The organism is Microvirga aerilata (genome assembly GCF_016743775.1).
Lineage (GTDB): Bacteria > Pseudomonadota > Alphaproteobacteria > Rhizobiales > Beijerinckiaceae > Microvirga > Microvirga aerilata.
This window is the reverse complement of sequence record NZ_JAEQMY010000062.1, coordinates 1-23,899: the sequence shown is the minus strand read 5'-3', so window position 1 is coordinate 23,899 and position 23,899 is coordinate 1. Positions and strand designations below refer to the sequence as shown.

At 66.0% G+C, this 23,899-nt stretch carries 30 protein-coding genes; 13 read left to right on the top strand and 17 right to left on the bottom strand.

From position 1 onward, the window contains the following. Window positions 1-190 precede the first annotated feature (190 nt). Entirely contained in the window at window positions 191-829 is a 639-nt protein-coding gene (locus JKG68_RS24455) for a DUF2460 domain-containing protein (protein ID WP_202063948.1), read from the bottom strand. Between the two features lie 84 nt (window positions 830-913). Between JKG68_RS24455 and JKG68_RS24450 the strand changes: the two genes are divergently transcribed. Beyond that, window positions 914-1,159 (top strand): HP1242/YdcH family protein, encoded by a 246-nt coding sequence (locus JKG68_RS24450; protein WP_202063947.1) that lies wholly within the window; start codon window positions 914-916, stop codon window positions 1,157-1,159. 6 nt (window positions 1,160-1,165) lie between these two features. On the opposite strand, the gene JKG68_RS24445 is transcribed toward JKG68_RS24450, so the two are convergent. Further along, window positions 1,166-1,639: a phage tail tape measure protein gene (locus JKG68_RS24445; RefSeq protein ID WP_417560989.1), complete on the bottom strand. Its 474-nt coding sequence runs from the start codon at window positions 1,637-1,639 to the stop codon at window positions 1,166-1,168. On the opposite strand from JKG68_RS24445, the gene JKG68_RS35175 reads away from it, so the two are divergent. Continuing rightward, entirely contained in the window at window positions 1,638-2,129 is a 492-nt protein-coding gene (locus JKG68_RS35175) for a hypothetical protein (RefSeq protein WP_246515812.1), read from the top strand. The genes JKG68_RS24445 and JKG68_RS35175 overlap by 2 nt on opposite strands. Window positions 2,130-2,188: 59 nt before the next feature. On the opposite strand, the gene JKG68_RS24435 is transcribed toward JKG68_RS35175, so the two are convergent. The 6 genes from JKG68_RS24435 to JKG68_RS24410 all read right to left on the bottom strand — a co-directional run bounded on the left by JKG68_RS24435 (window position 2,189) and on the right by JKG68_RS24410 (window position 5,170). Then, complete coding sequence (locus JKG68_RS24435) at window positions 2,189-2,401, bottom strand: phage tail assembly chaperone (protein WP_312890951.1); 213 nt, start codon at window positions 2,399-2,401, stop codon at window positions 2,189-2,191. Window positions 2,402-2,466: 65 nt separating this feature from the next. Continuing rightward, window positions 2,467-2,799, bottom strand: coding sequence for a gene transfer agent family protein (locus JKG68_RS24430; RefSeq protein ID WP_202063944.1), 333 nt, complete (start codon window positions 2,797-2,799; stop codon window positions 2,467-2,469). 269 nt (window positions 2,800-3,068) lie between these two features. After that, window positions 3,069-3,479 (bottom strand): phage major tail protein, TP901-1 family, encoded by a 411-nt coding sequence (locus tag JKG68_RS24425; protein WP_202063943.1) that lies wholly within the window; start codon window positions 3,477-3,479, stop codon window positions 3,069-3,071. Window positions 3,480-3,726: 247 nt separating this feature from the next. After that, window positions 3,727-4,137, bottom strand: coding sequence for a DUF3168 domain-containing protein (locus JKG68_RS24420; RefSeq protein WP_202063942.1), 411 nt, complete (start codon window positions 4,135-4,137; stop codon window positions 3,727-3,729). Further along, on the bottom strand, window positions 4,134-4,424 hold the full coding sequence (locus tag JKG68_RS24415) for a phage head closure protein (RefSeq protein ID WP_202063941.1): 291 nt from the start codon (window positions 4,422-4,424) through the stop codon (window positions 4,134-4,136). The genes JKG68_RS24420 and JKG68_RS24415 overlap by 4 nt, the downstream gene beginning before the upstream one ends. A 182-nt stretch (window positions 4,425-4,606) precedes the next feature. Beyond that, window positions 4,607-5,170: a head-tail connector protein gene (locus JKG68_RS24410; RefSeq protein WP_202063940.1), complete on the bottom strand. Its 564-nt coding sequence runs from the start codon at window positions 5,168-5,170 to the stop codon at window positions 4,607-4,609. 17 nt (window positions 5,171-5,187) lie between these two features. On the opposite strand from JKG68_RS24410, the gene JKG68_RS24405 reads away from it, so the two are divergent. Beyond that, the gene (locus tag JKG68_RS24405) at window positions 5,188-5,934 is read left to right on the top strand and encodes a S1 family peptidase (protein WP_246515805.1); all 747 of its coding nucleotides are present in this window, start codon (window positions 5,188-5,190) and stop codon (window positions 5,932-5,934) included. 87 nt (window positions 5,935-6,021) lie between these two features. Continuing rightward, the gene (locus JKG68_RS24400; protein ID WP_202063939.1) at window positions 6,022-6,807 is read left to right on the top strand and encodes a S1 family peptidase; all 786 of its coding nucleotides are present in this window, start codon (window positions 6,022-6,024) and stop codon (window positions 6,805-6,807) included. A gap of 301 nt (window positions 6,808-7,108) precedes the next feature. On the opposite strand, the gene JKG68_RS24395 is transcribed toward JKG68_RS24400, so the two are convergent. From JKG68_RS24395 to JKG68_RS24360, 8 genes are all read right to left on the bottom strand, one after another. Further along, window positions 7,109-8,347: a phage major capsid protein gene (locus tag JKG68_RS24395; protein ID WP_202063938.1), complete on the bottom strand. Its 1,239-nt coding sequence runs from the start codon at window positions 8,345-8,347 to the stop codon at window positions 7,109-7,111. A gap of 282 nt (window positions 8,348-8,629) precedes the next feature. Then, entirely contained in the window at window positions 8,630-9,181 is a 552-nt protein-coding gene (locus tag JKG68_RS24390; protein ID WP_202063937.1) for an HK97 family phage prohead protease, read from the bottom strand. Next, window positions 9,178-9,327: a hypothetical protein gene (locus JKG68_RS24385; protein ID WP_202063936.1), complete on the bottom strand. Its 150-nt coding sequence runs from the start codon at window positions 9,325-9,327 to the stop codon at window positions 9,178-9,180. The genes JKG68_RS24390 and JKG68_RS24385 overlap by 4 nt, the downstream gene beginning before the upstream one ends. After that, window positions 9,324-9,524 carry a hypothetical protein gene (locus JKG68_RS24380; RefSeq protein ID WP_202063935.1) on the bottom strand — a complete coding sequence of 67 codons (201 nt, stop codon included), beginning with the start codon at window positions 9,522-9,524 and terminating at the stop codon, window positions 9,324-9,326. The genes JKG68_RS24385 and JKG68_RS24380 overlap by 4 nt, the downstream gene beginning before the upstream one ends. 228 nt (window positions 9,525-9,752) lie before the next feature. Beyond that, window positions 9,753-10,928, bottom strand: a complete 1,176-nt coding sequence (locus tag JKG68_RS24375; protein ID WP_202063934.1) for a phage portal protein — start codon at window positions 10,926-10,928, stop codon at window positions 9,753-9,755. Window positions 10,929-11,716: 788 nt separating this feature from the next. Continuing rightward, window positions 11,717-13,033 (bottom strand): DNA-packaging protein, encoded by a 1,317-nt coding sequence (locus JKG68_RS24370; protein WP_246515804.1) that lies wholly within the window; start codon window positions 13,031-13,033, stop codon window positions 11,717-11,719. Further along, the gene (locus JKG68_RS24365) at window positions 12,978-13,526 is read right to left on the bottom strand and encodes a hypothetical protein (RefSeq protein WP_202063933.1); all 549 of its coding nucleotides are present in this window, start codon (window positions 13,524-13,526) and stop codon (window positions 12,978-12,980) included. Before JKG68_RS24365 ends, JKG68_RS24370 begins: the two co-directional genes overlap by 56 nt. A gap of 372 nt (window positions 13,527-13,898) precedes the next feature. After that, window positions 13,899-14,927 carry an endonuclease/exonuclease/phosphatase family protein gene (locus JKG68_RS24360; RefSeq protein WP_202063932.1) on the bottom strand — a complete coding sequence of 343 codons (1,029 nt, stop codon included), beginning with the start codon at window positions 14,925-14,927 and terminating at the stop codon, window positions 13,899-13,901. On the opposite strand from JKG68_RS24360, the gene JKG68_RS24355 reads away from it, so the two are divergent. The 8 genes from JKG68_RS24355 to JKG68_RS24320 all read left to right on the top strand — a co-directional run bounded on the left by JKG68_RS24355 (window position 14,926) and on the right by JKG68_RS24320 (window position 22,266). Then, on the top strand, window positions 14,926-15,246 hold the full coding sequence (locus tag JKG68_RS24355; protein ID WP_202063931.1) for a hypothetical protein: 321 nt from the start codon (window positions 14,926-14,928) through the stop codon (window positions 15,244-15,246). The two genes, JKG68_RS24360 and JKG68_RS24355, sit on opposite strands and share 2 nt — an antisense overlap. A 142-nt stretch (window positions 15,247-15,388) precedes the next feature. After that, entirely contained in the window at window positions 15,389-15,985 is a 597-nt protein-coding gene (locus JKG68_RS24350; RefSeq protein WP_202063930.1) for a carboxymuconolactone decarboxylase family protein, read from the top strand. Between the two features lie 248 nt (window positions 15,986-16,233). Further along, entirely contained in the window at window positions 16,234-16,878 is a 645-nt protein-coding gene (trhA, locus tag JKG68_RS24345) for a PAQR family membrane homeostasis protein TrhA (protein WP_312890949.1), read from the top strand. Window positions 16,879-16,935: 57 nt separating this feature from the next. Beyond that, window positions 16,936-18,429: a sensor histidine kinase gene (locus JKG68_RS24340; protein ID WP_202063929.1), complete on the top strand. Its 1,494-nt coding sequence runs from the start codon at window positions 16,936-16,938 to the stop codon at window positions 18,427-18,429. Between the two features lie 137 nt (window positions 18,430-18,566). After that, a complete protein-coding gene (locus JKG68_RS24335) occupies window positions 18,567-19,655 on the top strand; it encodes a TRAP transporter substrate-binding protein (RefSeq protein ID WP_202063928.1) in 1,089 nt (362 codons plus the stop codon). Between the two features lie 158 nt (window positions 19,656-19,813). After that, window positions 19,814-20,389 carry a DUF2939 domain-containing protein gene (locus JKG68_RS24330; protein ID WP_202063927.1) on the top strand — a complete coding sequence of 192 codons (576 nt, stop codon included), beginning with the start codon at window positions 19,814-19,816 and terminating at the stop codon, window positions 20,387-20,389. An 86-nt stretch (window positions 20,390-20,475) separates the two neighbouring features. After that, a complete protein-coding gene (locus JKG68_RS24325; RefSeq protein WP_202063926.1) occupies window positions 20,476-20,790 on the top strand; it encodes a glycine zipper domain-containing protein in 315 nt (104 codons plus the stop codon). A gap of 399 nt (window positions 20,791-21,189) precedes the next feature. Next, window positions 21,190-22,266: an AI-2E family transporter gene (locus JKG68_RS24320; RefSeq protein ID WP_202063925.1), complete on the top strand. Its 1,077-nt coding sequence runs from the start codon at window positions 21,190-21,192 to the stop codon at window positions 22,264-22,266. A 115-nt stretch (window positions 22,267-22,381) separates the two neighbouring features. Here JKG68_RS24320 and JKG68_RS24315 read toward each other — a convergent pair whose 3' ends face one another. Continuing rightward, complete coding sequence (locus JKG68_RS24315) at window positions 22,382-22,876, bottom strand: YcgN family cysteine cluster protein (RefSeq protein WP_202063924.1); 495 nt, start codon at window positions 22,874-22,876, stop codon at window positions 22,382-22,384. Window positions 22,877-23,093: 217 nt separating this feature from the next. Here JKG68_RS24315 and JKG68_RS24310 point away from each other — a divergent pair. Then, the coding region (locus JKG68_RS24310; RefSeq protein WP_202063923.1) for a transglycosylase domain-containing protein at window positions 23,094-23,899 on the top strand (806 nt) is incomplete at its 3' end.

Here is a 23,899-nt window from a genome sequence, read left to right as displayed (position 1 = left end):
CAAGTGGTTGTAAGTTTGTCCCATCGCGGCAACACCTTAGCAGGTGTTGCACTTCACACGTGAACTCAGCGGATCCATAACCACGACGTCTCATGAAGAGGCGCTCAGTTTTGCGCCTCGTTCTGCGCCGCCAGCCGTTATGGGTCCCGGGCTCCGCTCAAGCGGCCCAGTGGTGACAGTGGCGGCACGGTTAAGGAACGATCTCGATCAGCGGAATCTGCGGGATGCCGCCGGCGTCGAAGGTGGAGAGATCGATGTCGAGCTCGTCCGTGTCGAAGCGCACCGGCACGTCGAAGGCAAAGCCCGCGGTGACGACGGCGCCCGCAGGCGGCGCGGCCGTGAAGGCCACGATGCCGGTGGCGGGATCGCAGTTGAAGCCTGAGCCCACCGGCTGCTCGATCCCGTTCACCGCGACCCGCACCGTCCCGCCCACGGGCTTGACGATGGGGCGGCTGTAGGGCGCGAAGGACGAGCCGTAGGATTTCGCCAGCTGAAAATTCCGCTCCGCTCCGTTGCCGGTGCCGATGCGCTGGTCGAGCGGCGTCGGCTCCTTGGAGGGCGGGCCGGAGCGCCAGTCGGTGCGGTCGCGGAAGCGGAAGCCGTAGAGCCGGCCGCGCCGCTCCTCGAAGAAGGCGATCACCGCGTGCAGGGCATCGAGGGTGCGAACGCCGAGGCCCGCATCGAAGCGGCGGCGGGAGCCCGCCCATCGGCTGTTTCGGTGCTCGCGGCCGGAGGCGAGCGTGACGATATCGGTCCGCCGCACCGGCCCGCCCCGGCTGCCGAGGCTGATGTCGAGGGGAAAGCGGACCTCGTGGAAATCGGATGCCATGGGCCATCCTCAGTGAACATGAAACGAAAAAAGCCGGGGTGGGTTGTCGTGGCATCCACTCGCACGGCAAGGAGACGGCAGGCGATGAGCAACGCTCCCAACGATCTCGCAGGCGACTTTCCGGACAAGGTCGACCGGATCCACCAGTTGAAGACGAGCAACAATCACTTCGCGCGGCTCTACGACGAGTACAACGAGCTGAACCGCACCATCCACCGGGTCGAGACTCGGGTGGAGCCGAAGCCAGAGGAGGTCGAGGACGAACTCAAGCGCCGCCGCCTGCAGATCAAGGACGAGATCATGGCGATGCTCGACGGCCAGGACGCCTGAGGGCGTCTACATCCCGCGCTGGCCCCGCGCGACGGCGCGGGCCAATGCTGCCGAAACCTGCGCCTCGGAGCGCCGGAAGCTTTCCGCATCGGGGGTGGCGATGTTCACGGTTACGGACACCGGCCGCCCTCCCCCACCGCCCCGCACGCCGAGCCGCCCGTCAGGGCCTCGCGCCAGCGGCATCACGGCCTCCGCCCCCTGCTCGCCCATGAGGCCGAGCCCGCGCCCGACGGGGAAGTAAGTTGGCGCGCCGATCACGCCACCCTTGGCGAAGGGCATCAGCATGCCGCGCGAGAGCACGCCGCCCTTGGCGAGGGCCGGACCGCCGGCGCCGAACAGGGAGCCGAGAAGAGACGACAACCCGCCGCTCAGGCTTTGTCCTGCGCCGGACAGATCGGGCCCCACCGGCAGCGCCTTGTCGAACAGCCCTCCCATCAATGATTGAAGGCCACGGGTGAGTGCCATTTGTAGTGGAGCCATGGCCGACTTCAGCGCTAATTCTGTGAACGACTTGCGCACGTCTTTTAGAACGTTATCAAATTTCTTGCCTTCCGAGATATTCTTCGCGAAAGCATTGGACAGGGATTCACCGAACCGTTCGGAGAGGCCGATGAGAGTGTTGAGTTGGCGTTCTCTATCCTTATCAATCTCTGATTTCGGAGATTTGTCTTTGGAAATTTGGTTATCATCAGCCAAGATGTATCCTCTATTACCTTTTGTATTTGCACTTGCGCTCCTTACCGGCTGCAACACGACGGCAAGGCCGGATTTTGTTTTCAACCGGCAAGGCTTGTCTCAACAGCAGTATTCGCAAGCTGAAGCAGAGTGCGAATTGGAGGCTGAAAAGGCTGCGATCCAGGCCAAAAACAGCATCACGGCTGGAGAAAACTGGCGAAAAATCTTTGTACTCTGCATGGAAGCGAAAGGGGCTCGCTACCTTGGAACAACTGACGACTTTCCGGACGTATGATGCTGAGCTAACTTTAGCGATGCAGATGAGGTGTGTAGCCCTCGAAAAAGAGAGCTTTCTCACTCATCCGGAAAAGCCTCCATCAATCGCCTCAGATCGCCGCTTACCGCAGGTTCGACCGTTCTCCCGCCAAGCAATCCTTGTCCGGCCGCCATCAGCTCGCGCGGCGTCGCGCGCCAGAAAGTTTCCGGGCTCCACCGCAGGATGCTTAACCCGAGTGCCATGGCGTCCTCCCAGGGAAAAGCGACAGGCTCGGACCCAAAGGCGGGCACCACCTTCCGGATCGATCCGATGCTCCCTTCTCTAAGCGGCGCATCGTTCGATTCCGAAAGATGCGCTAAGGAGGGTTTGGCGATCCCTCGCCTCCGCCGAAGGTCACGGCGAGAAGATCGGCCAGCGCCGCGGCCACCGGCTCGATGCCCTCATGCAGCGGCAGGTTCGCCACATCCGCATCGCTCATCGCATGACCGCCGCCGCGCAGGGCCGTGCTCAGCAGCGTGAGCAGGTCGCGGCTCGAGACACGCCCACTGCCGAAGCGCTCCGCAAGCGCCATGAGATCCTGCGCGCCGAAAGCCTCTTCCAGCTCCGCAAGCGCGCCGAGGGTGAGGCACAGGGTGTAGCGCGTGTCGCCGAGCTGCAGCGCCACTTCGCCCCGTCGTCTGTTGGGCATGGCTTTTCCTTCTGTTTCGTTTTCCGCACCCGTCATGGCCGGGAGCGCCATCCCGGCCGGAGCGCAGCGAATCCGCTGACAAGCACGGTTGTTCACGCATCCCCTTCCCTCGCTGCGCTCGCCGGGGATGACAGGGTGGTGCTGACCTTGAGGCGCTTCCTTCAGTGTCATTCCCGGCCGGAGCGAAAGCGGAGGGGAAGGGAATCCCTAGGGCGGCACTTGATCGTGGATCCCCGTCCCGACCTTACGGCCGCCGGGGATGACATCGCTCACACCGCCACGAAGGCGAGCGCACCCGCCGACTCGAAGGCCATCTCGAAGGTGACCTCGCCCGCGTGGTCGCCGCGATATTCCAGGCTCGTGATCTGGAACGGCCCTTCGATGCGGCCGAAATCGGGAATGACGATCTGATAGGCGAGAATATCGCCGTCGAAGAAGACCTGGCGCATGCGTGCGTCGGACGCTTCGTCCTTGAACACGCCGGAGCCCGAGATGCTGGCGCGGCGCACGCCGACGCCCGCCAGCAATTCGCGCCAGCGCCCGGCGGATTCCGCGTGCGTCACGTCCACGGTCTCTGCGTTGAAGGCGATCTGGCGCGTGCGCAGCCCCGCCACGGTCACGAAGGCATTGCTGCCGTCGCCGATCTTGATGAGCAGGTCCTTGCCCTTCTGAGCAGGCATGGGAAAATTCCTTTATCGAATGAGGGAAACGGTTTGCTTGCGAGGCGCCTTGCCATCCCCGGCGCACGAAGTGCGGGAAGAGGATCCACTTGCACGTGCTGTGGCTGTGGATTCCCTTCCCCTCCGCTTTCGCTCCGGCCGGGAATGACACTGGGGTCAGCTCTCCGCTGTGATCCCCGGCGGTCCGCCGGACCGGGAAGGGGATCCACCCGCAGGGACTGCGCCATGGATTCCCTTCGCTGCGGCCTCACGCCACCTCCGTCACGGCGCGCAGGCGCAACGTGACGCGGGTGAGCCCGCTGTCCTTGTCGCGTTCGCAGGCGAGTTCGGTGACGCGCAGGTTGATCAGGCGGTGCCCTTCCGGCGCGAGCGGCGCATCGTCGAGGATCGCGGCGAAGCGCTCGGCCACCACCAGGGCCGCGCGCGCGCCTCCGCGCTCCGACCACACGAGGATGCTGAGATTCTGCTCGTGACCCCGATCGGCATCGGTGGACCAGTCGGCGGCTGCGACGTCGCCGAAGAGCGCGTAGACGGGCTCGGCGGCGCGGGGCGGCTCGTCGTAGAGGCGCAAGGATCCGCCCATGAGCGCCCGCAGCTCCGCATCCGCCGCCGCGATGTCGATGATCGCGCGGCGAAGGGCGAGAACCGGGCTCGTCATGGGCGCACCTCTTCGACGAGGCACACGAGATCGCGCTTCGATCCGTCCGGGTCTGACGCGGCGCGGATGGCGAAGCGGCGCAGGCCTATGGTCAGGCGCATGGCCCCCGTCACGCCCTCGCGGTAGCGCAGGGTGATCCGGTGGGTCAGGCTCTGCTCCGGCCTGTCGGCGCGCACGCGCTCCGTGCCCGTGAGCATTTCCATCGCGCCCCAGAGCTGCGGTCCCGGCGCATAGCTGCGGATGACGCCGCCGAATCCGTCGGGACGCTCGAGGGGCAATTCGAGCACGAACCGGCGCGAGCGCGCCGATCGCTAAGGGTTTGGTTTTCATGGGGGTGTCTTTGAGATGGAATGCATGAGCGAGCCGCGGCGCCAGCGGCGCAGAACGAGGCGCTGCGCGGCTCTCCTCTTCTTGCGGCGCCGCGGTTATGGATCCCCGCCTTCGCGGGGACGACAGTGGAGGTTCGCCATCACAGCCGCGCCCGCTGAAACGGCGCGACGAGCGCGAAGGCTTCGGGCGGCAGGATCTGTTCGCCCGCCACGTCGCCGCGATGCTCGAACCAGTGCGCGACGAGAATCCTGATCGCGAGCTTCAACGTGGCCGGCACCGCCTCTGGCGAAGTGCCGTATCCGGCCCGCAACTCGATGGAGATGCCGTGTCGCGGCCTTCCCGGCTCCGGCGCCCCGGACACGACGACGCGCGGCGGATCGCCGAGCAGGTCGCTTTCATACGCCTCCGGCGGAACCTCGGTTGCCGTGCCGTCGGCGTTTGCGACCCGGAGGGCGTCGATGGACATAACGGGGGAGAGCGGCAGCATGATCGTCCCGCCGGGCGGCCAGCGGTCCAGCACCACGCGCCAGCGCTGCGCGATCAGGATGCGCCGGGAGCTGGCCTCCACCATGAGCCGCGCCGCCTTGACGAGGCCTGCGATGAGGTCGTCCTGCGCGGGGTCGTCGTCCGCGCGCAGATAGGCCTTCATGTCGCTAAGCGTTACGGGCTCGACGGCGGGGCCGTCGACGAATATGGGAATCATCGCTACAGGAATCCTTCATGGTCATGAAACGTCTCGTCACCCTCGTCCTCGCCGCATCCCTCGGGCCGACGAATGCCTGGGCCATCGTCGGAGGCGCGGAGGACCGGGGCCCCCTCGCCCGCCAGAGCGTGATGGTGCTGGGCTCGAACGGCGGCGTCTGCAGCGCCGTGGTGCTGGCCCGCGACGTGGTGCTCACCGCCGCCCACTGCGTCACGGGCGCCGCCGAGCACCGGGTGCATTACCGCGACGGGACGGGCGAGCCCGTGCTGGTCACGCCCGCCGCGAAAGCCGTGCATCCGGGCTACAACGCGAAGGCCATCGAGGCGCGCCAGCGCTCGATCGATCTCGCGCTCGTGCGCCTTCCGGATGCCCTGCCCTCGCCCTTCGAGCGCGCAACCCTCACGGCGGCGAAGGTGCCGGAGAACAGCGCCGTCGTGGTCGGCGGCTACGGCCTTTCCCGCGAGGGCGAGGCGAAGACCTCCGGCACGTTCCGCACGGCCTCCCTCACGGCGGTGGAGCCCCACGGTCCCAGCCGCATCCTGCTCTGGGCGGAAGGCTCCGGCACGGCCAGCGCCTGCCAGGGCGATTCAGGCGGCCCCATGGCGTCGGGCGCGGCCGTCGCGGCCATCACAAGTTGGTCATCGCCTGCGAAAGGAAGAAGCTGCGGCGGCCTCACGCAAGGCATTCTGGTCGGCCCGCAGCGGGAGTGGATCGACCGGATCCTGAAGGGCTGGAATCGCATCGTGCTGTGGGGCGGCAGCTGACACGGGAAAACCACAATGTAACGGAACCATCGTCCGCTTCCAGGTCTTCCCCCTCCGTCACGCTTTCCCCTCACGGCATATTCACCGATGCGCGCTCTGCCAATCCTCGCCGCTGCCGTCCTCACTCTCCTTGCAAGCCCCGCCTGGGCCATTCTGCAGGGCGCCACCGCGCGCGATCCGAACGGATTGCGGCGCTCGGTGGTGTCCATCGAGAACTCCCTGGGCGAGCTCTGCTCCGGCGTCGTCATCGGGCGCGATCTCGTGCTCACCGCCGCCCATTGCGTGATGGACCGCGCGGCCTATCGCATCAGCGCCCTCACCAGAGCCTTCAGGCCCCAGCGCTTCAACGTGGCGGCCCTTGCGATCCATCCCACCTTCGTGCCCGGCACCACGCCGCGCACGCAGCCCGGCATCGATCTTGCCATCCTCAAGCTCGATCGCCCGTTCGGCCCCGAGTTCCTGGCGCTTGACCCAACGGAATCAGGCCGGATCGACGTGGGCGATGCGGTGACCATCGCGGGCTTCGGCGTGTCGTCGGAGCGGCTCAAGGGTTCGGCGCGAACCCTGCGCCAGACCAATCTCGTGTCGCTCGGGCCCATCGAGGTCGCCAATCGTGTCCTGATCGTCGTCGACCGGAACCGACTCGCGGAGACCACCGGCGCGGGCGCCTGCCGGGGCGATTCCGGCGGGCCGATCCTGGCCGCCACGCAAACGGGCTATCAGCTCTACGGCATCGTCAGCTGGTCGAGCGGACCCTTGCGCGGCGCCCGCCCGAGCGCCTGCGGCGGCCTCACGGCGGTCACCCCGGTGGTTGAGCATCTCGGCTGGATCGTGTCGAGCATGCGCGGCCTCAACGGAATCGCCGGCATGTGAACGGGTACGACGGCGTGGCGCTGACCTAGCGGCACCCCCAGTGTCATTCCCGGCCGGAGATGGCGAAAGCCATCGCAGGGGAAGGGAATCCACACTCACACATTCGGCGCATGGATCCCCTTCCCGCGCTTCGTGCGCCGGGGATGACAGGGTCGTGCTGCCCCCGGTGTCATTCCCGGCCGGAGCGAAAGCGGAGGGGAAGGGAATCCATAACACCGCGCATGATACCGCGCATGTGAATGGATGCCCTTCCTTCGCTGACGCTCGCCGCCGATGACAGGGCGCCCCACGCGTCAGCCCATCAGGCCGCGAACTTCAAAAGCTTGATCGCCGCATAATCCTGAACGCCGCCGCCCACGCGCTTGGTGGTGTAGAACAGCACGTAGGGCTTGGCCGAATACGGATCGCGCAGCACGCGCATGCCGGACCGGTCGACGATCAGGTAACCGCGCTTGAAGTCGCCGAAGGCCACGGCGCATTCGCCTGCCGCGATGTCCGGCATGTCTTCCGCCTCCACGACGGGAAAGCCCATGAGCGTCGCGGCCTGGCCGGCGCTCGCAGGCGGCGCCCAGAGATACTGCCCGTTGTCGTCCTTGAACCGGCGGATCGCGCTTTGCGTCTTGCGGCTCATGACGAAGGCGGCGTTCTGGCGATAGCCTGCCTTGAGGGCATAGATCAGGTTCACCAGCACGTTGGAGGGGTTCTCCGCCGGGAAGCTGGCGCCGCCCGCCTGCACCGTGCCGAGGCTGCCCCACTCCCAGGCCTGGTCCTCCACCGTGTCCGAGGCGAGAAAGCCCTTGGGCTTGTTGATGCCGTCGCCCTTCACGAAGGCGGTGCTCTCCTGCTCGGCGAACGCGGCCTCGACCTCCTCGGCGATCCAGCGGTCGATATCGACCACCGCGTCGTCGAGAAGGGTCTGGGTCGCCGCCGGCATGGCATAAAGCTCCATGGCCGGGAAGCTCATCTCCGAGAGCGTGGGGCTCGCCGTCTGCGGCCGGGCCGCCGTCTCGCCCACCCAGCCGGTGGCCGGGCCTGAGGTGGAGAAGGCGCGCTTGTACTGGCCGCCGGAGATCACCCGCACCGACGAGATGGCGCGGATCGGCGAGATCCCCGACAGGCGGCGCAGCACCTCGCGCTCCACGGTGTCGGGCACCAGATAGCCGCCGTCCGGGCCGGAGCCGGCGGACAGGGCCTTTTCCTCCAGCCGCTTGAGGCCCGAGGCCTCGCCGGTGCGGATATAGGAGTGGAACGCCGTCTTGTGCTCGGCCTGGGCCGGATCGCGCTGCTGCTCCGGGTGGCCCGCCAGGGGCGGACGGGAGCGGTCGAGGGCGAGCCGGTCGAGGCGGCGCTTGGCGTCGTCAAGCGCCGTGTCGATGCGGGCGAGCTTCTCGTCCGTCACCACGTCGCCCGAGAGCCGGGTTTCGATCTCGGACAGCCGCGTATCGTTGGCGTCCTTGAAGGCCTCGAAGGCGCGGGCGAAATCCTCGAAGGCCGAGGCTACGTCGTCGGTGACCGATTTCGTTTCAACAACTGGGATCATATCAATCAATCAGGTTGGAAAGGCTTCAACAAAAAGCCCCGCCGGAGCGGGGTCGTACTTCCCCGAGGGGAATGGCTGGAGCGGCGTGCGGAGTGAGGATGCATTGGAATTCCATCTCGCTTCACCCTCTGCCCTCATCCTGAGGAGGATTGTGCCGGCAATCCGTCTCGAAGGGGCTTCCAGAGAGCACTGGATCCTCCTTCGAGACGCCGCTGACGCGGCTCCTCAGGATGAGGTCACAGAGAGTGTTTAGCGTTTTGTGCCAGCCGCTTTGGACAAGGCTCAGGACAGCAAACGGCTCGCCGCGCGCCGGATGCTCGCCGCGAGTTTCGGCGCCGCGTGCTTCACGGTCTCGACCCGCGCATCCGGCAGCATCGGAAAGGTCACGACGGAGATCTCCCACAGGTCGAGCTTCTCCAGGCGCCGCAGGCCCGTGGGCCGCTCGGCCCTTGCCCGTTCGACGCGAAAGCCGATGGAGAGGCCGTCGACCGCCCCCTCGCGCATCAGGGCGTGAATGTCCCGCGCCCGCTCGACCGCAAGATTGAGCTTGCCGCGCACCCGCAGGCCGCGCCGGTCCTCCTCGATGTGGAGCCAGCGCCCGATGGGCTGGGCCGGATCGTGCTGCCAGAGCAGCCGCACCTCGGGCACGCCGCGCTTCCTGAGGCTATCCGCGAAGGCACCCGGCATGACCACGTTCTTGCCGAGATCGGCCACGCCGAACAGGCTGGCATAGCCCTCGAACACGCCGTCCGCGTCGATGGCGTTCAAGGGCTCGGCGAGCAGCTTCCTCTCCTGGGTCGTGGGAACGTGCGGGGTGGAAACACCTGCCCTCATCGGTGAGCCCCGCGAACGGTTTTCGGCGGCTTGGCATCGAGCTTTTCGAGCTGGCGCACGAAGTCGCGGAAGACGAGCGCGGGCCGGTTCTGCCCATCCCGCGCGGCCTTCGGCTTGCGCGGGGGGCGGGATATGGAGCGGGTCATGAGGGATCTCCCGAATGGCGGCGGTTGAACAGCGACAGCTCGCGCACGAACTCGTCGAAGCGGCGGTTGGCCGCGAACAGATCGCGCAAAGTCATGGCAAGCAAAGCGGAGGCCCCGCTCGCCCAGACGAACAGGGCAAGATGAGCAAGATCCCCGCGCCGGATGACGGCTTCGGCGATCTGATCGTAAATGTTCATTGTTTGTTCCTGCGGAAAACTCCGTTGGGGAAAGGGTGGACGTGAGAAACGGCGTCGGGGCCCCGATGAGGAGCGGATAGGGCGCACAGCCGGCGCTCTTCGGCTTATTCGGGGAGCATGAGGGTGATGCGGGGCATCCCCCCTCCCGGAAGGGAGAGAGATAAGCGTTCCATCCTGCTCGCGATCCCGGATCGTCTTCGTCGTCCGGGATAACTCACAAGCCCTCCCTCACGGCCCCCTGCGCCTGCCCTTACCGCCCGCGGCGCGCCCATACCCCACCGCCTCGCGCTTCTCGTCGTCGGTGAGGAACGCCGCCGCCGACACGCGGCGCCACAGGCTTTCGCGCTCGTCGGCCAGGGCCTCGATGGCGTCGAGATCCGGCTCGAGCTGCAGCGTCTCGCGGTAGGCGGGCGCGAGCCAATGGGCGAGGGCTTCGGCCGTGCGCTTCACCAGCGGAATGACGGTCTGGCGGTAGAAGGCGCGGTTGGCCTCGGCGTAGTTGGCGTGGGTGCTGTCGCCGGGCAGGCCCAGCAGCAGCGGGGGCACGCCGAAGGCGAGCGCGATCTCGCGGGCGGCGGCCTTCGCCTCCACGAAGTCCATGTCCTTGGGCGAGAGCGACAGGGGCTTCCAGTCGAGGCCGCCTTCGAGGAGCAGCGGACGGCCCGCGTTGCCGGCGCCCTGGTAGTTCGTTTCGAGCTCGTCTTTGAGCCGGCCGAACTGCGCGTCGGTGAGCGCGGCGCCGCCGACCACGAGCGCGCCGGAGGGCCGCGCCGCGTTGTCGAGGAGCGCCTTGTTCCAGGCGCCCGCCGCGTTGTGTATGTCGAGGGCCGTGGCCGCCGCCTCCATGGGTGAGAGACCGTAATGATCGTCCGCCGGATGAAACAGCGTCAGGTGCAGGATCGGGGGCAGCGCCTCCTCGCGAAGTGCGAAGCGCACAACCTGCGCGCCCACCGCGTATTCGTAAGCGGCGGGCCAGCCGTCGGCATCGGGCACCACGCGCATCCGGTCGGGCCGCAGCGCGTGCAGCTCGTGCGGCGCGCCGTCGAGGCTCACCGCCTCCACATAGGCGTTTCCCGACACCATCAGGTGCCCATAAAGACTTTCCAGAAATCGCTGCCCGCCTTCGCGGGCATTGGGCCGCGACAGGAGTTGCAAGAGCGGATGCCGATCCAGCTCCCGCCCCTCCTGCTTCAGCACCAGCGGCAGCGAGGCCGCCGCCTCCGACACCAGCCGCACGGCGCGGTGCACGATGGCGTTCTTCTGAAATCCCTCGCGGGACAAGGCCGCGTAATCGCGCGGCGTCCACACGGCGTGCCCGGCGACGTAAAGCGCGATGGCGCCCTGCGCCCGGGAGGCCTTGGCCTCGGGGGGCGCCTGAAGCCAGCGGGTCAATCGATTCAACATGAGAAGCTCCTGCCCCGGTGCGGGGCTGAAGAGGGAAAAACAGTCGTCCGGCCGGAGCGCCGGCGCAGGGAGTCCATTCTGCCGAGCCTGCACGGGGATCCCCTTCCCTCGCCTTCGGCTCGCCGGGGATGACAGCGGAGCACTAACCTGGGTGTCGTTCCCGGCCGAAGCGAAAGCGGAGGGGAAGGGAATCCACCCGCACGCGCAACGCCATGAAGCGCCTTCCCGCACCGCGTATGCCGGGTATGGCAGCCTCTGCCCGCGTGGGCTTCAGAATGGCCACAACTTCCGCACCCCTTGATGAAGAAGCGTGCAGTTCCGGCCGTCGTGTCATTGGCCGGTCACATACCGTGCGGTAATCTTCAGGTGTTGCGGGGGCACCCGGCAGCATTCACGCGCCAGCCGGGCTGGTTTTCCCAACCGGCTGGCGCGACCATCAGTTTCGAGCTCTGCCGTCCCCTCGGGACGGCAAGAGGCAGACGGCGGGGCGGACAGGCACGGATGGACTGCCGTCCGCCCCTGCCTTTGTCGAGCCCCGATCGAACGCTCTCCCCTCTCAGGAACGGCTGCGCGCGCCCTGCGATGCCTCGAAAGGGCCTACGCCTTCTCGGAAGGCTCACCCCATCAGTGGTGTTGATAGCAGGCCTGCACGGCTTAGCTTATGGTGCGTGACCCCATCTTTTGCCCCTACGGGAGTCACGGCGCCCCGGCTGGAGATGTGCGTGAACACCACCCTTCGGCTGGGGCGTTCTTTTTGCCTTCGGCTGGGGCGTTCTTTTTGACGCGCCCTACAGCACCCGCACCCGCGGCTCTCGCCTGTCCCGCAGCATCAGCTCGGTGAGCGCCCAGACGAGCGCGTCCATCCGGTCGGGCGAGCGGCCGGAGGTCAATCCGCCGGGACCGAAATCGCACAGCTCGTCCTCGAGGTCCGGCAAGGCTCCCACATGGCGCACGCGGCCCTGCGCGTAGAGAACCGAAACGGGCTCCGCGCGCAGATACTTCCCCCGCGTGGCGCGCACGCTGGCGACGGGCACCGACGGATCGACCTGGCGGATCACGCCCGTGGCCATTTCGCCGCCCTGGTTGGTTTCCACGACGAGCGCGTCGGCCTGGAGCCTCCGGTAGAGCGCCACGGCCCTGGCGGCCCATTCGGGAGGCTTAAGCCCCTGGGCCGTCGCGTCCTCCAGCACATAGGCGGTACCGCCCTCGTCGATGCCGGCGGCAACGATCCCGCAGGCGTCGGCGCGCTTCGACGAGGAGGCGGGCGGGTCGACCGCCACGACGATGCGCATGAGAGGCGGCGCGGCGTCGATCCGGCCGGCCTCGAAGATACTGCGGGTCCAGAGCGCGTCGGGCCGATCCTCGATGATGTCGCCGTCGAGCTCCTGGCGCCCGAGCCGCGTGCCAGCATAGCGGCCGACCACCGCGTCGAGAAAGGCGGGCGCCAGGTTCTCCGCATTGTCGGCGGTTTTCGCCCGCGACACGGCTACCGTCGGGTCGGCGAGAAACCGCTTCAGGAGCGGGATCGGCCGGGGCGTGGTGGTCACCAGCTGGCGCGGATGCGCGCCGAGGCGCAGCCCGAACTGCAGCATGTCCCAGGTGGCCTCCACGTGCCGCCACTTGGCGAGCTCGTCCGCCCAGGCTGCCTCGAATTGCGGGCCGCGCAGGGAATCCGGGTCTTCCGCCGAGAACACGTGCGCCACCGCCCCGTTCGCCCATTCGAGCTTGCGCAGGGACGGCGACCAGGCGGGGCGCTCGTGGCGGGCATGGACGGCGAGAATCCCGGCGGGCCCCTCCACCATCACGTTGCGGGCGTCGGCGAACGTTTCGCCCACGAGCGCGATGCGGCGCAACGGTGCTTGCGCGAAATCGGGATCGCCCAGGGCAAGGCCCCGGACCCATTCCGCTCCGGCGCGGGTCTTGCCCGCCCCTCGCCCGCCCAGCATGAGCCAGACGGTCCAGGGGTCGTGATGCCGGCTCAAGCCCGGCTGGCGCTGCTCGGGCCGGCAGCGGATCGGCCAATGGCGAAGAACGGCCTCGAAATCCTCTTCAGACCAGGAGGCCGTCGCGTCCGCGAGCCTCCTCTTCCGCGATAACCCGGTCAAGGTGGTGAGCAAGCTCGTCGCGGAGCTCGTGGAGGCTGCGGCGGGGTTTGTGCTGGTGCTCGGCGTCATCGAGCGGTGAACCTTCCTGTTCCAGAAGGGCCCGGGCGGCTGCCAGCGTCTTGGCGTAGGACGCGAGCCTTCGGGCCGTCTTGTCGTGATCCCCGGCGTGGCCGGTGCGCTGCTCGTCCATGAGGGCGTTGATCTGCGCCCGGGTGGCCTGGGCCAGGGCGCGGGCCGCGTCGCTCAAGGAGGCCGCCGCGGCCGTGGCCAGGCCCGCGACGCCGCCCTCGTCCTTCGCGGCCTTGCTCAACGCGTTCTGCGCCAGGGCGGCATGGCGCGGCGGCCAGCCCCAGCGCTGGCGCAGCCGCACGAAAGTGCTTGGGGCGACCCCGAGAAGCTCCTGGATGTCGGCCAAGTGCTTCCTGGGCTCGCAGGCGTAAAGCTCCCAGGCCTTCTGCTGCTGCTCGGACGAGATTTCTTTGCGTGGATACATGCGGCAACCCAACAAAAAACCGCCCAAGCGAGGCTTGAGCGGCGGAGGTTTGCACGAAGCGGTGAAGCGGGCGGGGTTTCATTCACACTTCGTCAGTGTTCACGTTTTGTACTCTAAGAGCGTCACGCTGTCAAGGTGAATCTGAAAAAGAGGTAATCTGAAGGGTGAGGCGGTAAGTCGAGCCCAGCACCGGCCCGGCAGGGCAAGGCAAGGCTCGAGACGGGTGAACCGGTTCGCGGATGTTCTCGTCCACGAGGACAATATGGATAATATGGCGCTCCGGCAGGCACAAAGTCGGAACGGGAGGCAGATCAAAAGCAAACATTCCTGGCCAAGGCTCGGCCCTCGGGCCGCGACCGGAAACCGGGTTCTTCAAAAACCCACATCCACGGTGATCATGTGATGATCCGAGACGGCCCTGCCCTGCGCATCCAGGGCCGCCACCACCTGCGGGTTTTCGGCCGCGAGGCCGCGCAGGACGATCCAGTCGAGCTTGCCGAAGGGCGGCTCGTGCTTGTTCGTGGGGCCGGGGCCTTGAGTCGGCTGGGCCAGATTGGCCCCGGCCCACCGAAATCCGGCCCTTCTCAGATCGGCGAAGAGAGGCTCGTACCGCTCCGGGGCCTCCAGCAGCAGATGCCGCTCGCCGTCCCCGCGCGGCAGGGCTTTCGTGTTGAAATCGCCGCCGATGATGCACGCCTCGTTCGGCGCCAGCCGGTCGAGGGCGCGCAGCAGGGCCTGGATCTGCGCCTGCCGGTCGGCCGGATCGGTCTTGCTTTCCAGATGCGTTCCCACGATCCAGAGCGGCTTTGGAGCGCCCGCCACCCGCGCCGCCAGGGCCATGCGGCCGCCGATTCGCCGCTGCGCGCTTTTGAAGCCCGAAAACCACAGGCCGCCCTCCTCGAGGGGAATCAGATGCGGCCGCTCCAGGGCGAACCCGGTGACGATGGCGTTGCCGTGAAACCCGTGGGAGTTGCGCTCGCCCGCATGCTGCCGGATCTCGTCCGCGCCCCCCAGGTCGAGCTCCAGGAACTCGACGCCGTAGAGATACCCCTCCCCCGACGCGCCGGCGAGGCTGCGCACGGTGTGCGCGTTGCCGGAGCGCGCCATGCCCAGATCGGCCTCGCTGAGCAGGGCGACATCGACCCCGGCCCCGCTCAGGAGGCCCCGCACGCCGGCCCGGTCCTTGAGGCGCTCCACGTTGAAGGCGGCCACCTTGAAGCGCCCGGTCCACGGCCTCGCCTGCGCGGGAGGATGCTGCTCGATCTCGTGAAACGCCGGGATCTCCCGCACGAAGCGCGCATGAACTGCCCGTTCGCGCAGGGATGCCCCGCGCGTCACCGCCAGGATGGAGGCGTCCGGCAGGGTGAGGTTCGGCACGAGACAGTCGGCGAGAGCGCGCATGAGCGGGACTGCAGATCGTTTTATGCTGTGGGGTGCTAACTTGTGGTGCCCTGCCCCTTGTCGAGAAGGCCGGCTTCAGGAATATTTCAGCGTGGCGTTAGGAACTTTTTTGCATCTCGCCCGTTATGAGGCCGCACCAAGGTATGTCGGGAGAAAGCCCATGATGTTTTGGGCTGCTGTTATTGCGCTTGCAACGGGCGCCTTCGCTTTTGTCGGAGACATGTCTTCCACACTGGTCAGCTTGGCCGAGGTTGCGGGCGTGATCGCGCTTTTTGCCCTGATCTGCGCCGCCGAAGCCTTCAGCGTACCGAAGAACTAGGCCCCTTCGTCCGGGCATTCGTGCCTCGACCGTGCATGAGGCGTCCGCCGCCAGCCTGCGCCTGCTCTTAATCCATCGGAGCAGCATAAGGCTCTTCGGCTTGTGATAGGCTGCACCCGGGACGGTTTACCCGGAGAGAGCGATGTTTCTGCAGACGATCGGGGAAGAGGAAGCCAGCGGCAGCGTCGCGGCGATCTACGAGGCCCAGAAGGCGCAGCTCGGCTTCGTCATGGCGGCCGCCAAAGCCTTTACGGCCCGGCCGGACCTGCTGCCGGCCTATACCGAGTTCTCCGACAAGATCCGTTCCGGGTTTTCCCTGGGCCTGCGGGAGTGGCGCCTGATCACGCTGGTTGCCGCAAAGCACACGCACTCGACCTATTGCTCCTATGTCTATTCCAAGCAGCTGATCGACGATCTGGGCTCCAAGGAAACGGTGCTCGCGGTGCAGCGCGATTTCCGGCAGGCGGGCCTGCCGGACCGGAACGTGGAGATGCTCGCCTATGCGGAGACGATCGCGAGGGATGCGTCCCGGGTCACTCAAGGGGACATCGACCGGCTGCGGTCCGTGGGGTTCACGGACCGGCAGATCTGCGACATTGCGCTCTGCGCCGCCTTCCGGTGCTTCGTCAGCCGTTTCTTCGACGCCGTGGGCGCGGGCCCGGAGGACGCCTTCATCGACGGCGACGAGGAATTCCGTAAGGCCATGACCGTGGGCAGAGCCTATCAGGGCGGGCCTTGAGGGCCAGGACGCCTCCGCGCAGCCGTTCGCATGAACCTCCACCGCCCTATCCCGGGAGCGAGGGCTGGCCTCGTCCGGCAGGCGGCCTGCGCGGGGCGCCCCACCGGGAAGGTTGTCGCGGGCCCTGGCTCCCCCGCATGCCGGCTCTACAATGAACCGGGTCAGGCTTTCTGCCAGATGCCGCCGCGTCGACGCCTCGACATCTGCGGTGGGATTCCGCAGCCAATCCTTCCGCAGAGGTCACGAACGTGAGATGGGACTACGACAAGGCGGAGATTATCGCCGACGGCATCGTGCATGCCATCGGGGTGGTCCTTGGGACCGTCTCCATCATCGTCCTGATCGCCTTGGCCGCCCCGGTGGTCGGAGCGTGGGAGCTCACGTCCATTCTGGTCTACGGCATGGGCCTTCTGACGGTGCTCACCGTTTCGGCGCTCTATAACCTCTGGCCCGCATCGCCGGTCAAATGGATGCTGCGGCGGTTCGACCATTCGGCCATCTTCCTCCTGATCGCCGGCACCTACACGCCGTTCATCACGCAGATGAAGGCCAGCGCGGAAGCCGCGGTTCTGCTGGCCGGCGTGTGGCTCACGTCCGCGGTCGGGATCGCGCTCAAGCTCCGCTTTCCGGGCCGCTTCGACCGCCTCTCCGTCGTGCTCTACCTGCTGCTCAGCTGGAGCGGCGTCATGGCTTACGAATCCGTGTTCGGCGCGCTCCCCGCCTCCACGATCTGGCTTCTCGCCACGGGCGGCGTTCTCTACACGGCCGGCGTGGTCTTTCACCTCTGGGAGAGCCTGCGCTTCCAGAATGCGATCTGGCACGGCTTCGTCCTGGTGGCGGCGGCCTGCCATTACGGGGCCGTGCTCGACTGCCTGGTGCTCGCACGGGCCTGAGGGGCGTTGCTACATTGCAGGCAACCGGTTAGTGTGACCAAGTTTCATCACATAAGCATGCGTAATCCCGCTTTGGCCCTCCCCGTCAACCTGCAGCAACTCAACACCGACCTCGCTGCCTCCGTGTCTCGAACGGACGCCAAGGGAGCGCTGGACCAGGCCCTGCAGCAGGCCCTTGCCCACACGATCGAGACCAGGGTCAACGCGCAGCTTTCCGTGCTCCTGGAGGGCATCGGCGACGCCTTCTACTCCCTCGACGGGAACTGGCGCTTTCGCCACATCAACCGGGCGGCGGAGACCTATTTCGGCGTTCCCCGCCAGATGATGATCGACAGGAGCATCTGGGAGCTGTTCCCGGAATCGGAGGGAACCGAGCTGCGGCGGCGCTACGAGGAGGTTTTTGCCTCAAACCTTCCCGCATCCTTCGAGGCGGAGGCCGTCGGCGTTCAGGGACGCTTTCTGGAGTTTCACGTCTTTCCCTATAACGGGGGCCTCGGCGTCAGCTTCCGCGACTGGACGGAGCGCCGCCGCGCCGAGGAGGAGCTGCGCGCGAGCGAGGCCCGCCTGAGCGCGCTCGCCAACAACGCTCCGGCCTGCATGTTCTACCAGCTGAACCATCCCGAGAGTTACAAGGACCGGAAGGTTCTCTACCTCTCCAGGACCTGCGAAAGCCTGACCGGCGTTCCCACCGAGAAGGCCAAGGCCGACCCCAGGCTGCTCTACGATCTCATCCTGCCGGAACATCGCCAGCACCTGCTGGCCCGGCGGCTGGAGAGTTATCGCGCGCTCAAGGAATTCGAGACCGAGTTCGAGATGCTGCACGCGAAGACCGGCCAGGTCCGGTGGCACCGGATCATCGTGACGCCCCGGCGGCTGGAGAACGGCGGCATCGTGTGGGACGGCATCCAGATCGACATCACCGACCACAAGCGGGCCGAGGAGCACCTGCGGCTCCTGATCAACGAGCTGAACCACCGGGTGAAGAACACCCTGGCCACGGTGCAATCCCTCGCGGCCCAGAGCTTTCGCGGCCTCAAGGCCCGCGGCCTGAACGATCCGCCCGCAGCCTACGCGGCCTTCGAGGCACGTCTGTTCGCCCTTGCCCGGGGCCACGATGCGCTGACCCGGGAAAACTGGGAGGGCGCGAGCCTCGGCGAAATCATAGGCCAGGCCTTCGCGCCCTATGCGGATCTCTCCGACGACGGCTGCCGGATCCAGGTGGACGGCACGGATCTGCGCGTTGCGCCCGCCACGGCGCTGAGCCTGTCCATGGCCCTGCACGAGCTGTGCACCAACGCGGTCAAGTACGGTGCCCTGGGGGCTCCCGAGGGCCGGGTTCGCATCTCCTGGTCCATTCTCGAGGGTTCGACGGAACCACGCCTTTCGATGCGCTGGGAGGAGCGCGGCGGCCCGCCGGTGTCTCCCCCGTCCCGGAAGGGGTTCGGGTCGCGGCTGATCCAGGAGGGGCTTGCCCGGGAGCTCAACGGCGTCGTGAGCTTGATCTACGAGCCGGCCGGGGTGGTCTGCACCGTCGACGTGCCTCTTTCTTGAGCAAAGCCGGAGGCCGTTTTCAAGAGGGGCATAGATCATTAGTCGATAATAACGCCAGGCTTCTTGCGGAACCTAGGCCAGATGGTGTCAATAGGGCGCAAGTGACCAAAGTCACGATCCAGAGAGGAAAAGATTCGATGAAACGTCGTCAGTTTTTGCAGGCCGCCACCGTCGGCGCCGCCTCGACCGCGGTGGCCGCTCCGGCGATCGCCCAGTCGATGCCGGAGTTGAAATGGCGCCTGCAGTCCGGCTTTCCGAAGTCGCTCGACACGATTTACGGCGCGGCCGAGGTGATCGCGAAGTACGTGTCGGAAGCCACGGACGGCAAGTTCCAGATTCAGCCCTTCGCGTCCGGTGAAATCGTCGGCACCCCCCAGGTGGCCGATGCGGTCGGCAACGGCACCATCGAGATGGGCCACACCTGCTCCTACTACTACTTCGGCAAGGACCCGACCTTCTCGCTCGGCACGGCGGCCCCCTTCGGGTTCAATGCCCGCCAGCAGAATGCCTGGCTCTACCACGGCGGCGGCAACGACCTGCTGAACGAGTTCTACGCCAAGCACAACCTCTACGGCATGCCCGCGGGCAATACCGGCGTGCAGATGGGCGGCTGGTTCCGCAAGGAGATCAAGACCGTTCAGGACCTGCAGGGCCTGAAGATCCGCATCGCCGGCATCGCCGGCATGGTTCTGGCGAAGCTCGGCGCCGTGCCGCAGCAGATCCCGGGCGGCGACATCTACCCGTCCCTGGAGCGCGGCACCATCGACGCCGCCGAGTGGGTCGGCCCCTACGACGACGAGAAGCTCGGCTTCTCGAAAGTGGCTCCGTACTACTACTATCCCGGCTTCTGGGAGGGCGGCCCCTCGATCCACCTCTTCATCAACAATGCAAAGTGGAAAGAACTGCCGAAGGCCTATCAGGCCATCCTGACCACGGCCGCGGGCTACGCCAACAACGACATGCTGGCCAAGTACGACGCCCGCAACCCGGCAGCGCTCCGCCGCCTGCTCGGCGCCGGCACCCAGCTGCGCCCCTTCTCGCAGGACATCATGGAAGCCGCCTTCAAGGCGACCAACGAGGTCTATGACGAAGTGTCGGCCAAGAACGCGGACTTCAAGAAGGCTATCGACTCCATCAAGGCCTTCCGCAATGAAGAATATCTTTGGTTCCAAGTGGCCGAATACGCCTACGACACCTTCATGGTTCGCGCCCGCGCCCGCGGCTGATCTTTCTCAATAGCCATCCTGAAAAAGGGCGATCCTGTGATCGCCCTTTTTTATTGGCCGGAGCATGCCCACATGGGGCTCCTGTCGCGAATGTCAGCAGGCGGCTGCTCAGGGAGAGGAGCCGATGCCGCCGCGTCTCGAAGGATCATAAAAACATCATGCGTTGGACACTTCGCATCAGCTTTCTCCTCCTGCTGGCTTGGGCGATCTTCATGGTTTCGCCCTTCGTGGCCCTCTACGACCTCTCCAAAGCCGTGGAGGCCAGAGATGTGGCGCGGATCACAGAACGCGTGAACTTCAACGCCCTTCGGGCCTCGCTCGCCCGGCAGATCCTCGGAGAATATCTCAAGACCCAAGACTTAGGTGGCCTCGACCAGCAGGCGGCAAGCCAGGCAGGCGCCGCCACCCTCAATCCTGTCCTGGAGGAGCTCATCACGCCTCAAGCCGTGATCGATCTGCTGGACGATGGGCAGATTGCCGGCGCAGGCGGCGTGCCCGCTTCCCCGATCCGCCTCGATCTCGGCTCCATCGAGAATGCCTGGCGCACCTTCATCGCATCCGAGTCGCAAGGGTTCCGCGCCATTACCATTCCTCTTCCTGTCGATGCGCAAAAGGACAGCCAGTTCAGGGTCACCATGCGCCTGAGGGGCACCACATGGCGCCTGACCGGAATCGACCTGCCGGCTCCACTCAGGGAAGAATTGATCAAGCGTGCGGCAGCAGCCACGAAGTAGAGAACTCGGAACCTAGGCTCTAGACGGGAACCTTAAGCATTCCAAAGGCATTCTTCATCCAATATCTTCTGATGAAGGATCATGTTATGCGTAAACTTGCTTTGGGACTGTCCGCCACTGCTCTTCTGCTCGCTCCTCATCTGGCCTTTGCACAGGAAGGCACGGCGGCCGGCGTGGCGACGGGCGCGGTTACCGGCGCCATCGTAGGCGGCCCTGTCGGGGCCGTGATCGGCGCGGGCGTGGGCGGCATCGCAGGCGGGGCTGCCGAGCAGAATGCAAAGGCTCGATCAGGCTCCGAGGTCGTCGTGGTTCCGGACCCTGCCACCACCGGCTCCATTCGCCAGCGCACCTGCGCCGTGGACACCCTGGGCAACCAGTCCTGCACGGAAGTCGTTCGCTAGCTCATTTCACCCGAGCAGAACATCGAAAAGCCCGCCTGCAGCAAGCGGGCGGGCTTTTCGATTACTTAAAGGTCGACGCTGCTTCAGTCTTTCTCCAAACGATACGGCACGAATACTTTGCGGCGCATTCAATGCACGAAAAGCCAGCCGACGGTCGCCAGAGGAAACACAGTACCCAGCACAAAACAGATGACATTAGAGGTCATAACACAACACTCCTTTGTCATATCAACCATGATGAATAAATTACGTTCCTTTGGTTAAAAATCTTCTTCAATCCTAATACAGTCAAGTTATTTTGCCGCGACCAAACGATCCCAGCCAATACATCACCTGCGATGATGGGAACCAAGCTTCGCCGTTTCGATTGTCCAAACGGACGAAGCAGGATTGTAAACGATGAGTGATCAGGACCGTTCCTTTCGTGGAATGATAAGCAATGCCGAGTTCATCCGGAAAATCCTGATTGCCATCGGCCTCGTCCTGTTCACCCTCCTGCTCTGGAAGCTCTCCGACGTCCTGCTCCTCGCCTTCGGGGCCGTTCTGGTCGCTATCCTCCTGCACTCGGCCGCCGAGGCGCTCGAGCGCTATCTGCGCGTGCCGGGGCGATGGAGCCTCACCGTCGCAACCCTCATCATCTTCGTGGTGTTCCTGGCGATCATCGCGCTCTTCGGCACCCAGGTTCGCGCGCAGTTCTCCAACGTGGTCGAGCGGCTGCCTTTCGCCCTGGACAACTTCGCCAAGAATCTGGGTCTCGGCACCGTGAGCGACGATTTGTCGGAGATCATGAACAATGCGCCGACCGGTGGCATCGCTGCGCGCCTTGCGGGCATCGGCGGCGTCATCCTGGATGGCCTTGCGGATTTTATCCTCGTGGTCATCGCAGGCATCTACATCGCCGCAGCCCCACGCCTCTACGAGAAGGGGCTCGTCAAGCTGTTTCCCATCCGCCATCACGAGCAGGTGGAAAGCTCGCTGCAAGCCTCCGGCCAAGCCCTCAAGCTGTGGCTGACCTCGCAGCTGATCGCGATGAGCTGCGTGGCCGTCCTGTCGACCATCGCCTACTGGCTGATCGGCCTGCCCTCGGCCCTGGCGCTGGGGCTCATCGCGGGCCTGGCCGACTTCATCCCCTTCCTCGGCCCCATCCTGGGGGCGCTGCCCGCCGTGCTGATCGCCTTCAGCGTCAGCGGCGAGGCGGCGCTCTGGACGGTGCTGGCGGTGCTGGCGATCCAGCAGATCGAAGGCAACATCATCTTCCCCCTGGTTGCCCGAAGCGTCATCAGCATCCCCCCGGCGCTTGCCCTTTTCGCCATCCTGATCGGCAGCGTCCTGTTCGGCACCCTAGGGCTGATCTTCGGCTTCCCTCTCGCCGTCGTCACCTACGTGCTGGTGAAGAAGCTCTATGTTCGCGAAACCTTGGGCGAGCACACGACCGTGCCGGGGGAAAGCGACCAATCCGGCGCCACGCCCGAGTAGCGGCTCCTGCCTGCGAGGGAGTGACGCTCCCGTTGAGGAATTTATTCGTTCGTAGAGTTGCCGCCGAGCCGTTCAGGATGGATCTCGGCCAAGGGCGCTTCTTGCTGTTGGAGCCTCAGCCGGAGGGCACGTCCTCGGGCCAGCCGACGATCCGCTCCAGGAGTTCGCGGACGGTGAAATCCTCCTCCGGCCCGGCCACCCGGTCGCGCACGGAAATTCCGGCGGCGTGGATCGTCTCCGGATCGCCCGACACGAGAGGGTGCCACCAGTAGAGATCTTCGCCTTCGGCCAGCAGACGGTAGGCGCAGGTGGGCGGAAGCCAGGAGAGGCTTCGCACGGCCTCGGGGGTCAAGCGCACGCAATCGGCCACCTTGGCCTGCCGGTTCGGGTAGTCGCGGCAGCGGCAGGTCTGGTCGTCCAGCAGGGTGCAGCCCACATCCGTGTAGGCCACCTCGGCGGTGTCCTCGTCCTCCAGCTTGACGAGGCAGCAGCGCCCGCAGCCGTCGCACAGGCTCTCCCATTCGTCGGGGCTCATGGCCTCGAGCGACTTGAGGCGCCAGAAGGGGTGCTCCTCCGGCTCGGGGCGGATCACAGGGGCGGTATGGGGCATGGGGGCTCTTTGAGCGCTCATTGAGGCGGTTTGAAGGAAGGTGCGACAACACACGGCCTACAAACCTTTATCTCCGAAGAGGTAAATCTCTATGAACCTACAAACAAGGTTGTGAGTTATTTATAACAGCCTCGCCACGCTCAAGCGTTGCCGGTAAGGAAGACAACGATCATAAACAAGGCATGTCAGGACGCCCGACCTGCCCCGAAGGACCGCCGTGAGCCAGCATTCCCCTACCTCCCTCCTGACCCGGATCAAGCGCGGCGCGCTGTGGTTCGACGCCTGGCTCAACTCGGCCCTGTTCCAGGGCGGACGCGGCCTGGCCGGCGCCTGGGACTGGTACTCGGACAAGATGAAGGGCCTGCGCTTTCGCGGCGCCCCTCGCGTGCTCCTCGACCTCACCAGCGAGGCCACCACCCTCGGCCTCCTCGGCGGCGTCGTGATGCTGGCGCTGGCGCTCCCGGCCTTTCGCGAAACCGAGGACGACTGGCTCAAAACACAGGATCTGGCCGTCACCTTCCTGGACCGCTACGGCCAGGAGGTCGGACGCCGCGGCCTCAACCTCGACGACTCCTACAAGCTCGAGGACTTTCCCGACTACATGGTCAAGGCAGCCCTCGCCACCGAGGACCGGCGCTTCTACGACCACTGGGGCATCGATCCCATCGGCACCTTCCGGGCGCTCGTGGTCAACGCCCAGGGCGGCGGCGTGGTCCAGGGCGGCTCCTCCATCACCCAGCAGCTTGCCAAAAACCTCTTCCTCACCAACGAGCGCTCGCTGGAGCGCAAGATCAAGGAAGCCTTTCTGGCGATCTGGCTCGAGTTCCACCTCACCAAGGACGAGATCCTCAAGCTCTACCTCGACCGCGCCTACATGGGCGGCGGCGCCCACGGGGTGGTGGCGGCCGCCGAGTACTACTTCGGCAAGCCGGCCAAGGAGCTGACGCTCGCCGAGTCCGCCATGCTGGCCGGCCTGTTCAAGGCCCCCACCAAGTACGCTCCCCACGTCAACCTGCCGGCCGC

Excerpts from the sequence above, each read along its gene's own strand:
- JKG68_RS24385 (WP_202063936.1), bottom strand. The coding sequence starts at position 9,327 with ATGACCCGCTCCATATCCCGCCCCCCGCGCAAGCCGAAGGCCGCGCGG.
- JKG68_RS24350 (WP_202063930.1), top strand. The coding sequence starts at position 15,389 with ATGTTTCTGCAGACGATCGGGGAAGAGGAAGCCAGCGGCAGCGTCGCG.
- JKG68_RS24325 (WP_202063926.1), top strand. The coding sequence starts at position 20,476 with ATGCGTAAACTTGCTTTGGGACTGTCCGCCACTGCTCTTCTGCTCGCT.
- JKG68_RS24430 (WP_202063944.1), bottom strand. The coding sequence starts at position 2,799 with ATGCCCAACAGACGACGGGGCGAAGTGGCGCTGCAGCTCGGCGACACG.
- JKG68_RS24390 (WP_202063937.1), bottom strand. The coding sequence starts at position 9,181 with ATGAGGGCAGGTGTTTCCACCCCGCACGTTCCCACGACCCAGGAGAGG.
- JKG68_RS24420 (WP_202063942.1), bottom strand. The coding sequence starts at position 4,137 with ATGACGAGCCCGGTTCTCGCCCTTCGCCGCGCGATCATCGACATCGCG.
- JKG68_RS24375 (WP_202063934.1), bottom strand. The coding sequence starts at position 10,928 with ATGTTGAATCGATTGACCCGCTGGCTTCAGGCGCCCCCCGAGGCCAAG.
- JKG68_RS24315 (WP_202063924.1), bottom strand. The coding sequence starts at position 22,876 with ATGCCCCATACCGCCCCTGTGATCCGCCCCGAGCCGGAGGAGCACCCC.
- JKG68_RS24405 (WP_246515805.1), top strand. The coding sequence starts at position 5,188 with ATGGTCATGAAACGTCTCGTCACCCTCGTCCTCGCCGCATCCCTCGGG.
- JKG68_RS24355 (WP_202063931.1), top strand. The coding sequence starts at position 14,926 with ATGAGCGGGACTGCAGATCGTTTTATGCTGTGGGGTGCTAACTTGTGG.
- JKG68_RS24445 (WP_417560989.1), bottom strand. The coding sequence starts at position 1,639 with ATGGCTCCACTACAAATGGCACTCACCCGTGGCCTTCAATCATTGATG.
- JKG68_RS35175 (WP_246515812.1), top strand. The coding sequence starts at position 1,638 with ATGGCCGACTTCAGCGCTAATTCTGTGAACGACTTGCGCACGTCTTTT.
- JKG68_RS24340 (WP_202063929.1), top strand. The coding sequence starts at position 16,936 with ATGCGTAATCCCGCTTTGGCCCTCCCCGTCAACCTGCAGCAACTCAAC.
- JKG68_RS24360 (WP_202063932.1), bottom strand. The coding sequence starts at position 14,927 with ATGCGCGCTCTCGCCGACTGTCTCGTGCCGAACCTCACCCTGCCGGAC.
- JKG68_RS24365 (WP_202063933.1), bottom strand. The coding sequence starts at position 13,526 with ATGTATCCACGCAAAGAAATCTCGTCCGAGCAGCAGCAGAAGGCCTGG.
- JKG68_RS24425 (WP_202063943.1), bottom strand. The coding sequence starts at position 3,479 with ATGCCTGCTCAGAAGGGCAAGGACCTGCTCATCAAGATCGGCGACGGC.
- JKG68_RS24380 (WP_202063935.1), bottom strand. The coding sequence starts at position 9,524 with ATGAACATTTACGATCAGATCGCCGAAGCCGTCATCCGGCGCGGGGAT.
- JKG68_RS24450 (WP_202063947.1), top strand. The coding sequence starts at position 914 with ATGAGCAACGCTCCCAACGATCTCGCAGGCGACTTTCCGGACAAGGTC.
- JKG68_RS24395 (WP_202063938.1), bottom strand. The coding sequence starts at position 8,347 with ATGATCCCAGTTGTTGAAACGAAATCGGTCACCGACGACGTAGCCTCG.
- JKG68_RS24410 (WP_202063940.1), bottom strand. The coding sequence starts at position 5,170 with ATGATTCCCATATTCGTCGACGGCCCCGCCGTCGAGCCCGTAACGCTT.
- JKG68_RS24335 (WP_202063928.1), top strand. The coding sequence starts at position 18,567 with ATGAAACGTCGTCAGTTTTTGCAGGCCGCCACCGTCGGCGCCGCCTCG.
- JKG68_RS24320 (WP_202063925.1), top strand. The coding sequence starts at position 21,190 with ATGAGTGATCAGGACCGTTCCTTTCGTGGAATGATAAGCAATGCCGAG.
- JKG68_RS24455 (WP_202063948.1), bottom strand. The coding sequence starts at position 829 with ATGGCATCCGATTTCCACGAGGTCCGCTTTCCCCTCGACATCAGCCTC.
- JKG68_RS24330 (WP_202063927.1), top strand. The coding sequence starts at position 19,814 with ATGCGTTGGACACTTCGCATCAGCTTTCTCCTCCTGCTGGCTTGGGCG.
- JKG68_RS24400 (WP_202063939.1), top strand. The coding sequence starts at position 6,022 with ATGCGCGCTCTGCCAATCCTCGCCGCTGCCGTCCTCACTCTCCTTGCA.